The sequence below is a fragment of the Psychrobacillus sp. OK032 genome (assembly GCF_900111345.1).
GTDB lineage: Bacteria > Bacillota > Bacilli > Bacillales_A > Planococcaceae > Psychrobacillus.
In genome coordinates this window covers 1-9,215 of record NZ_FOGY01000024.1, presented here as the reverse complement: position 1 = coordinate 9,215, position 9,215 = coordinate 1, and the positions used below count along the sequence as shown (strand labels likewise).

General features: G+C 35.5%; 10 protein-coding genes. 8 read left to right on the top strand and 2 right to left on the bottom strand.

Annotated features, from left to right (window positions below; genetic code table 11):
- Window positions 1-934 precede the first annotated feature (934 nt).
- Window positions 935-1,135, top strand: coding sequence for a hypothetical protein (locus BMZ04_RS21455; RefSeq protein WP_093277641.1), 201 nt, complete (start codon window positions 935-937; stop codon window positions 1,133-1,135).
- A 204-nt stretch (window positions 1,136-1,339) separates the two neighbouring features.
- Window positions 1,340-2,191 carry a pentapeptide repeat-containing protein gene (locus tag BMZ04_RS21450; protein WP_093277637.1) on the top strand — a complete coding sequence of 284 codons (852 nt, stop codon included), beginning with the start codon at window positions 1,340-1,342 and terminating at the stop codon, window positions 2,189-2,191.
- A 767-nt stretch (window positions 2,192-2,958) separates the two neighbouring features.
- On the opposite strand, the gene BMZ04_RS21445 is transcribed toward BMZ04_RS21450, so the two are convergent.
- Both BMZ04_RS21445 and BMZ04_RS21440 read right to left on the bottom strand, forming a co-directional pair.
- Window positions 2,959-4,317 (bottom strand): arsenic transporter, encoded by a 1,359-nt coding sequence (locus tag BMZ04_RS21445; RefSeq protein WP_093277632.1) that lies wholly within the window; start codon window positions 4,315-4,317, stop codon window positions 2,959-2,961.
- Between the two features lie 394 nt (window positions 4,318-4,711).
- Complete coding sequence (locus BMZ04_RS21440) at window positions 4,712-5,389, bottom strand: hypothetical protein (protein ID WP_093277627.1); 678 nt, start codon at window positions 5,387-5,389, stop codon at window positions 4,712-4,714.
- Between the two features lie 510 nt (window positions 5,390-5,899).
- On the opposite strand from BMZ04_RS21440, the gene BMZ04_RS21435 reads away from it, so the two are divergent.
- The 6 genes from BMZ04_RS21435 to BMZ04_RS22620 form a co-directional block, all read left to right on the top strand.
- Window positions 5,900-6,097 (top strand): hypothetical protein, encoded by a 198-nt coding sequence (locus BMZ04_RS21435; RefSeq protein WP_093277624.1) that lies wholly within the window; start codon window positions 5,900-5,902, stop codon window positions 6,095-6,097.
- A gap of 99 nt (window positions 6,098-6,196) precedes the next feature.
- Window positions 6,197-6,637: a hypothetical protein gene (locus BMZ04_RS21430; protein ID WP_218145540.1), complete on the top strand. Its 441-nt coding sequence runs from the start codon at window positions 6,197-6,199 to the stop codon at window positions 6,635-6,637.
- Window positions 6,638-7,100: 463 nt separating this feature from the next.
- Entirely contained in the window at window positions 7,101-8,228 is a 1,128-nt protein-coding gene (gene solA / locus BMZ04_RS21425) for an N-methyl-L-tryptophan oxidase (RefSeq protein ID WP_093277619.1), read from the top strand.
- A gap of 97 nt (window positions 8,229-8,325) precedes the next feature.
- Window positions 8,326-8,553, top strand: coding sequence for a hypothetical protein (locus tag BMZ04_RS21420; protein WP_093277615.1), 228 nt, complete (start codon window positions 8,326-8,328; stop codon window positions 8,551-8,553).
- Window positions 8,554-8,690: 137 nt separating this feature from the next.
- On the top strand, window positions 8,691-9,008 hold the full coding sequence (locus tag BMZ04_RS21415) for a helix-turn-helix domain-containing protein (protein WP_093277610.1): 318 nt from the start codon (window positions 8,691-8,693) through the stop codon (window positions 9,006-9,008).
- A partial coding sequence (locus tag BMZ04_RS22620; protein ID WP_218145539.1) for a helix-turn-helix domain-containing protein occupies window positions 8,993-9,215 on the top strand: 223 nt, incomplete at its 3' end. The genes BMZ04_RS21415 and BMZ04_RS22620, both read left to right, overlap by 16 nt.

The window sequence follows — 9,215 nt, the reverse complement described above, 5'->3', positions numbered from 1 at the left end:
GGGCAAGCAATCGATGGTAGTACTCTGTGGTAAATTACTGAAAATATTACATGGCATTTGTAAAAAGAAAGTCTATTTTAACGAGCAATTTATGATGAGGGATATCCACTGTCTCGCAGAGGCAGCGTAAGCATTTTCAACGACCTATAATTAGAAGGATGACACGGAGAAGCCGGCATTATTACTAACACTAAGACCACGAGTCCCTGGGGCAGCTTAGCTGGCCTCTGCCTTATGAATAGACCGAACGAAGGAATGTAAGCGCACTGACGCTAAGAGACATGGGAGGGTACGTCATCATAAGCATCGCAGAGATCCATTGTGCATCACATAGTGGAGAAAAAAGCTAATGATTTCCATTAGTTTTAGCGAAGCGTACACTCAAATTGGTAAGAATAACTATAAATTCAAGACTATGTTTATAAAAAAGATGAAAATTTTTTTTTCTACACTAGAAGTGGTGAAAACCGTTGATACCTCAATGTTTATAGAGGGAGGTTAGTTTAATAAGCAGAAATGGACTTAGTTAGTTTAAATTGGATTATTAACTTAATATTGGAACTTTCATTCATGTTAAACGTAAAGTAAAGGGACTATGTCAGTTCAATGAGATACATATAAAAAAGTAATTATTAAAGGGGGAAATAAAATGGGTATTTATATGATGATATTACCAATAATTAGTATGTTGTTAGGTTTGTATTTAGTATGTCTGGGACTATGGGAATTAAGAGTTGGTTTAGATAGAAAAAGATTTATAAACTTCTCGTTTACTGGGCTATTTTTGATCTTTATATTACCCGTTATCTTTGGGTTTCAATTGATAAATTTTTCCGCTTATTGAACTAACGGAAGCATTAGAAATGATCAATGAGCTGCATAGACGGTTCTTTATCGTTATTCAACTAACGGGGCAGTTTAGTTCAACGGAGGGATGGCTATTAAAAGTTTGATAAAATCTATGATAGGTTGGTTTATTGGTGTGCTTATAGGTGTATTTATTATAAGTTTATGGGAAAACGGAGAAGTAGACTGGGGATATTTTGTTGCTTTGAGTATAGGTGGTCTAATTGGTGCAGTTATCTTAGGAATAATGAAGGCTTTTAAAAATGATGAAAGTAAAAAACACAATTGAATTTGTTATCTTATTGAACTAACGGGTGCTTTACTTCAAGAAGGAGTAAAGCCTTTTTTCTTATTGAAGTAACGAAGCAGTTTAGTTGAAGAAAAATGTTTTAGCCTTGTTTAACAATCGGGTCCATATTGTTGAAGATTCAAGTACAATAGAATCAGAGGTTTTCTTCAAATAAAAATTAGAAAATTTAAAGAGGATATAAAAATGTATAATGAAACAGCCAAAAATATTAGAGAAAGTTTAACAGCTGATTGTACGAAGTGCTTTGGACTTTGTTGCACAGCACTTAATATTGTAGCATCGAGTGATTTTCAAATTAACAAGCCAGCAGGTAGACCTTGTGTTAATTTACAATCTGATTATGGTTGTCAAATTCACAGTGACCTACGTGAGAGAGGTTTTAAGGGATGTACAGTGTTTGACTGTTTAGGTGCTGGACAAGTCGTTTCTCAAGTTACTTTTAAAGGTCAAAGTTGGCGAGATAATCCTAAAATTGGAGATAAAATGTTCCAAGTGTTTCCAATAATGGAACAAATACATGAAATGATTGCCTACACGGCAGAAGCCTTGTCGTATGACATTCCCCGTGCTTTGTCTGATAAATTGAGTGTGCAGTTAAAAGAATTGCAGAACTTAACAAAACTCGATGCTGAACAATTATTATCTCTTGATTTAGTGATGTACAGATTTCCAATAAATAAATTGCTTTCGGAAACCAGCAAGTATATTCGAGAAAGCTTAATTTCAAAGTTACCTAGCACTAGAAATGCTAAGAATTATATTCATGAAAGAGCTGACTGGATTGGCAAAAAATTAAGAGGTAAAGATTTAAGAGCGATAGATTTAAGGGGAGCATATTTGATTGCTGCAGATATGAGGAATGCAGATTTAAGAGGTGTCGATTTTATTGGTGCTGATTTGCGTGATGCTGATTTAAGGGGAGCGAACTTATCTACGAGTATGTTTTTAACTCAAATGCAAATTAATTCGGCTAAAGGTGATGTAAAGACAACATTACCCTCTCATATACAACGCCCCCTTCATTGGATTAACTGATTTTGTTCATGTTTGTGTATTCAAAGAGACTTTTGAAGATTGTCTCCGTTCAATTGAAACGGAATCCCTTATTTAATGGAGTGGAGTTATATTAAGGTGTAGAAGAGATTGTGAAGGATTCTACTTAAACTAACGGGTGCTTTAGTTAAACAAGACCATCATTTTCGATGGTCTATTTTTTTATCTGAAGCATCAAGTAATTCTCAAAATCCATTGTGAAATGCTACACTTAAACAACCGTAAAGTATTTACACAATTAAAAAGTAATTCACTGGGTAATATTGGTTAATAAATACATGTGATATGAAAATGTACAAGTTGTTTTGTATCATATTTCACAAGATAAACATATACATACTAGGACTGATTTAAAACAAAAGTTTATATTTTTATATGTGTAATATTTTACTGTGATTTTTACTAATTTAATTTGATTGTAATGGAAAGCGTCCGCATGCAGCGTAAATCAATAGTATCGTTTAACTGAGCTTCTTAAAAAAGTATATGTATGCCATCAATTTTATAGAATTTATATTGGAGGTATTAACACAGACAAGAACGTGCATTCTCATTCTTGTGGATCTTTGCTTTTCCTTAAAAGATGCAAAAACGTTAAAACTATATAAATTTTCATATTTACCAATCTAAATAGCTCGAAATTTTGAAAGGATCCATGATTTATACATCTTGAAATTCCTTATCTTTTTTAATTCATTTAATAGATAAGCAGGAATATTTCTTGAGTGAAATATTCCTGCTCCCTACCTTTAATTTGCAAAAACCAACTGTACCCAGAAAAATAACAGTGTCAATGTGACGATTGTGGAAATTGGGATAACAATGAGCGATACACTTAAATAATCCTTCCAAGTAACTTTTATCTTATTGTTCCTTAAGATAGACATCCAAATTAGCGAAGCGAGCGTTCCAATTGGTAACAATAATGACCCCATATCACTTCCAATAATGTTTGCTAGATAAATTGTTTTTAATGTGATTGGATTTAATCCCATTTCCGTTAATGTAATCGTTCCAACCATTAAAGCCGGGTGGTTATTAAACAAGTTGGAAAGTACGGATACTAAGCCTCCCATTATAAAACTTGCTTGGAACAGACCTTGATTGACGATAGGTTCAAACCATTGTACTAATAAGTTAGTTAAGCCGACATTATGCAAACCGTATATAATCACGTACATAGAGAAAGCGAATATTAGAATATGCCAAGGTGTCTTCTTCAATATATCCAATGGGTTCGTACCTAATTGATACCATCTCCACATTAGCAGGACAAAGGATCCGAGTACTGCTACAAATTCAATAGGTACATTGATATATGATGCTACGAAAAGTAGAACACGCATAGTAAAAACAAATAGCAATATCTTCAGCATAAATTTTGTTCGTTTCTGTTTCGTTTCTATTGAGGTCTTCATTTTTAAAGGGTGGAAATTTTTTGTAAAAAAATGTTCCTCAATATCTATTGCGGCATCTGGCAATATTTTTGGGAGTTTTTTCTTTACAACGATGTACATCAAGTATGACATAAACAACAAACCTAATGTAGCGGGAACAAACATCATCGCTGTATGCATCCATAAAGACATCTCCACAATATTTAAAGCGATTAAGTTAACAATATTACTTACTCCAATAGGAGCGCTCGAAGCTGTTGCAATAAGTGCACCGCTCAACAAATACGGAAGTTGCTGATGGGGCTTAAGACGAAGGTTATGAAGTAGTAGGATTAGAATTGGAGTTGTTATTAAAATACTTCCGTCATTATTAAACAAGAGTGTCATCAAAAAACATAGTAACTGAATATACCAATATAGACGGTAACCAGAACCTTTCGCTAAATTGGCAAGTCTTGCAGCTGCCCAGTTGAAAAATCCGAAACTCTCTAATATAACAGCCATTACAATCGTTGCCATAATTGTTACGGAAGCACCACCGATTTTACTGATGATATCCATAATATCTGCTTGAGATACAATTCCAGCAAGTAAAATAATCGCTGCGCCAATTGACGCTGGCCATGCCTCATTCAGTCCTCTAGGTCTCCAAAAAATGACTAACATGGTCGCAAGGAATACCAAACTGGCGATTCCTATTTCTAAACTCATACATATACCATTTCCTCTCTTTTTTTGTTTGTCCATTCTATGTAAGTATATTCAGTTCAAGTTGCTCGACTTGAGATGTATGTCCATAAGGCATTATAATTTTTTGATAGAATACGGCTATTTGACCAATTTCCACCGTTAAAGTTTGAAAAAAGTGCAAAGATCCTATTTTACACTCGTATGTTTTCGTTTTCGCTTTGGACGAAATGATCACTACATTATTACCGAGGGCTATGTGTACCAAGAAATCTCGTAATGTAGAACTCGTTTAAATCAATGAAACCAAAAGTATCTAAACATAGATTGCCTAGCCATTGAATTGTAAGAACATAAATAGCAACAGCAAGAAGCATGCACTTTTCATACTTCTTGCTGTTGCTATTTTTACGTTTTGTTACACTAAGTGAAGGGTTTTTATATGATTAATATTTAGGTATATAGCATCTGATCTTGCTTTTTGAATCTCCATTATTTGTTCATCGATATTATTTATTTTTCCATTATGGCTTTTTATTCCACCAATATTTAATACGACAATTCTATGAATAAACTTTTCAATTTGCTTTTTAAAAGTATTCGCAAGCACCTCACTATTCGATCCTACTATTTTATTCTTTTCATTTATTCCATAAAGTCCTTCATTTTGAACATATGGAATTATCCATTTTAGATGAGTAATTGGAATATACATCGTTTTATAGATCGGGGAATAAAATACGAAATAATCGTCTTGAACACTTATTATTTGACCATGCAGAGGTTGGTTGTCTATCATATAGATTTCCACAAGCCTACCAATTGCAATTTCTAGTGTTTCTTTAAACGTCAAATCTTGTTGATTTTCTAAAGCTTTTATACTCGGGTCTTCTGTAGGACCTTGGATATTTTCTTCATTGTCTTGATCCATTTCAAAGTTTTGGATATGCTCGAGAGGAATATACATAAAATTTGTACCGTTAAAAAGTACTAACATATCACTACCTAAGTCAATTATCGTACCACTGATTTGGTTTTTTCCTGAAACTTCCACTTTAACAATTTCCTTGATAAGACTTTGAATAGTTTTATTCAAGGCCACATCTCCTTTTAATTTTAATCAATTTTCATTTTAATAGTCTCGCAATTGACGATACATCTTCTGCCTCATTTAAGATTGAATTGTTTCTCTAACATCGCTTTTTCCCCTTTTTTTACGTTCTTGCATACGGATTTTTTTCGTCACTCTTTGAATCATTGTTTGTTTCATTTTCTAAAGGGAAAGGATGGAAGGATTTAACACTGGAATTTATTTTACTACAAGGCACTTTAGTAAGATATGCAGTTAGTTATCTTTTGGTTCCAAGCAAAATAAGAAAGATGTCACAGTAAGATCGTAATGTAAATAGCATAGTAGATGCTTATTCAACTAACGAGGTACTTTAGTAAAAATCATCTGGTTGCTTAGGTAACTCTTTTTTCTTATTGAACTAAAGCGGCAGGTTAGTTTAACAACAAGTATTAAAAATTTCTATAATTATTCGTAGATATAAGAAGTTCGAAAAATGCAAGAAGGCATATATATAAAGTGAAAGGGAGGAGCAAAGTGAAAAAGGACACTAAATTAGGGTTATTTCTTTCATTGTTTGTATTAATTGGTTTTCCAGTTGTTTTTGTAGTTATATCATTGCTAACAGGACAATGGGATACTTTTATAATTGGTTTTCCAGCTTCATCTGCTGCGGGAATTATGGGTGTATGGATAGCTATTAGGCAGATAAAAAAGGAACGGAAAGGTGATTAATCGTCCCCACCGATTTAAACATTATCTAGCTAAACGGAGTGGATAAGGAAGACGTATGTCTAATTACTATCAAATTTATATTTATAAGAAGGAGAAAAAATGAATTCTAACAAAGATACTGAAAAAATGTACGAGGTCTCGTTATTTCGTCTTTATTTACTGAGGGCGCTGTACCTTCTTATCGTCGTGGGGCTCGGTATCGTACAATGGCCGGAAGTCATCAATCAGTTCATCCAACAGGAGAATTCTTGGGAGCTTATGGATGGAGTAGTCGCCTGCATGCTGACCGCCTTTTCGCTTCTGTCAATCCTTGGGCTGCGGTATCCGTTGCAGATGCTACCTTTGCTTCTGTGGGAATTGGTGTGGAAGTCAATCTGGCTGATCGTCGTTGCACTCCCACTGTGGTCGGCCGGTCAAATGGACGAATCAACCTTGGCGACAGCCTATGCCTGCTTGATGGTCGTGATTGTTCCTTTCGTCATTCCTTGGCGCTTTGTGTTTGCACACTACGTGAAGAAGCGCGGGGATCGGTTGCGCTGAGGGAAGCTGTCCAGCTCAGCTCGCGGCTGCCTCTAATCAGCCGAATGTGTATCGGTAGAAGCGCATTCACCTCTCTCGGGTAGGATTGGTTTGTGTTTTAGTCAATTTTATTGAACTAGTGAAAAGCAGTACAAATAATAAATGAATTTCTTATTGTCCTAACGGGTGCTTTAGTTAAACAAGTGGCTGCCTGCAAGGGTAGTTTTTTCTTATTGAACTAACGCGGCAGGTTAGTTGAACAGTGTTGTTTAACTTGTGTTCAACAATCGGGCCATATTGAGGAGGAGCATTCTAAAAGAAAATCGGCTATTTATCGATGAGATTGTGAGGATTGTACTTAAGCTAAACGAAGCAGGTTAGCCTGATTGTTAAGTGTTAGAATATTAGTTAAAATAAGAGGATATTACCCAATACTTAAGACTTTAGTGGTATGGGTATTTATTTACGAGGGGGGTAACGTACTATGCATTATGACGTAATTGTAATTGGAGCAGGTTCGATGGGCATGGCTGCAGGTTATTTTTTATCAAAGAGTGGGAAAAGAACTTTATTATTAGATTCCTTTAGCCCGCCCCATAACAAAGGGAGTCATCACGGTGACACGAGAATCATTCGGCATGCGTATGGTGAAGGTGAAGAATACGTTCCGTTGGCGCTCAAGGCTCAAGAATTATGGAACGAATTAGAGAAAGTGACGGGAAAACAATTATTTCTCCCAACCGGAGTTCTAAACGTGAGCCATGAAAAAACGGATTTTATCCAGAATATCATCTTAAGTTCAAAAGCCTATTCATTGCCACTTGAGGTTTTAGATTCAATTGAAGTGAATAAGCGTTGGCCGGGCATCACTATACCAAACAAGTATATTGGGTGCTTTGAACCAACATCAGGAGTGCTGAAATGTGAGGAATGCATTGAAGCCTATCGAGAACTTGCAGAGCGACACGGAGCTACCATCTTAACCAATAGTAAGGTGAGAGAATTATCGGTTCATGATAAAATAGTTACCATCAAAACCGAGGGTCAAACTTTTACCGCTGATGCGTTAGTGGTTTCAGCAGGAGCATGGTCAGGAAGTCTCCTTTCCATGTTAGATTTAAATCTCCCTCTAAATCCAGTTAGAAAAACATTTGCTTGGTTTGATGTCAATGAAGATTTGTATAATCATAAAGATTTTCCAGCCTTTTCGTTTGAGACATCTCAAGGACTATATTATGGTTTTCCAAGCATCAATGGTTCCGGATTAAAAGTAGGCCGACATGATGGAGGAGAAACAATCAATCCAGATGAAGCCATCCTGGGATTTGGTGAACTAGAGAAAGACGAGACAGATTTAAGACAATTTTTACATAACTATATGCCTTCTACACAACAATTGAAGTACGGTAAAACCTGTATGTATACACTGACTCCTGATGAAGATTTCATTATCGATTTGCATCCTAACTATTCAAACGTTGCCATTGCATCAGGCTTCTCAGGACATGGCTTTAAATTTAGCAGTGTAGTTGGACAGATTTTAAGTGAATTGATTATTTCAGGGAAGACAGAACAAAACATTTCTCCTTTTTCAATCAATCGATTTAAATAAACTTCTTTAACTAACGGGTGCTTTACTTCAAGAAGGGGTAAAGCCTTTTTCTTATTGAACTGACGCAACAGGTTCATTAATTTTATGGAGGTTGTTTATGAAAATAATAGAAGTAGATAGCAAAGTGCTAATAGATGACTTTGAATTTTATGGTCAAATTGAACAAGAAAAGTATTGTTCTAAATGCAAGTTTAATTTAGTTTATTATGATGATTTTGATACGTATTTTTGTCCTAAATGTAATAGTTGGATTGAATCTAAATGTAGTGACCTTAATTGCAAATATTGCCCTAATAGACCAGAAAGACCTTTATCACAGAAGTAGTGTTATTCAACTAACGGGTGCTTTAGTTACAGAACATTGAGCTGCTGCACTGACCTAAACAAATGAGACAAATAAAAGCACCTTTCGTTGAAAAGCGGGTATACAATACCTAAATTCATTGCGGAGGTGTTTTTTCTATGGGTACAAGAGTCAGTTATCCAGTAGAAGTGAAAATGAAGGCGATTGAAATGAGATTGGCTAAGGTGCCGGTAAAGGAAGTAATGGAAAAATTGAACATTCGAAACAAAACGCAATTGAAGAGATGGATGCATTGGTATCGAAACGGAGAAATACACCGGCTTAAACAACCAGTTGGTAAACAATATGCCTTTGGCAAAGGACCGGAATATGAAAACGAGACAGCCAGGCTACAGGCAGAGAATCGAGATTTGAAGCAACAGATTGAAGTTTTAAAAAAGTACGCGGAATTGGAAAGGGAGTGGCGCCAAAAGTAGTAATTCAATTAGTCGAAGAATTAAAGGATATTATGCCAATTGGGGAGATTTGTCGTCATCTAGGCGTGGGTCGCTCGTCATACTATGGTTGGAGAAAAAATGCGGGGCAATTCACACAAAAGGAGATTCGAGATCAGCAGATTGGCGACTTGTGCAAACAGCATAAATTCCGATATGGTTATCGAAAGATTGCCGCTCTGTACCCAG